Below are 558 nucleotides of genomic sequence, written 5' to 3'. Positions count from 1 at the left end.
GAGATTGTAGATTAGTCTCATTTTACGGAGATTATTACATCTGCTTACCAATAGAAAGTCTACGGCATAAAACCGAGAACCAAGGTCGTGTTGTAGCTTTAGATCCCGGAATTAGAAATTTTTTAACTTTCTTTTCAGATAATTGCTTTGGGTGGTTAGGCGAAAATGCTAATCTAAAAATCCAAAAACTTTGTTTTAAGTTAGATAAGCTAATTAGTAAAATATCCAAAGCCAAAAGCAGACAGAAGAAGAGATTAAAAAAAGCAGCAACTCGGCTCAGAGGAAAGATTAAATATCTAGTAGACGAGTTGCATAAAAAGACAGCTAGATTTTTAGTTGATAATTTCGATGTGATTCTACTTCCTACCTTTGAGACATCTATAATGTCCAGAAAAGCTAAAAGAAGAATTAGATCCAAATCAGTTCGACAGATGCTTACTTTAAGTCACTACAAATTCAAGCAATTTATCAAACATAAAGCGCACGAATTTAATAAAATAGTGGTTGATGTTAATGAAGCATACACTTCAAAAACAGTAAGTTGGACTGGTGAAATCA

The 558-nt window shown here is 33.0% G+C and carries 1 protein-coding gene; it reads left to right on the top strand.

All coding sequences use genetic code 11. The features are described 5' to 3' along the window. Positions 1 to 558, top strand: a 558-nt coding sequence (locus FFR48_RS28370) for a transposase (RefSeq protein WP_137669624.1), incomplete at both ends; no start/stop codon positions are given.

It is taken from the genome of Sphaerospermopsis reniformis (assembly GCF_005402885.1).
Classification (GTDB): Bacteria; Cyanobacteriota; Cyanobacteriia; order Cyanobacteriales; family Nostocaceae; genus Sphaerospermopsis; species Sphaerospermopsis kisseleviana.
The sequence above is the reverse complement of the archived record's forward strand: the minus strand, read 5'-3'. Positions and strand labels throughout refer to the sequence as shown.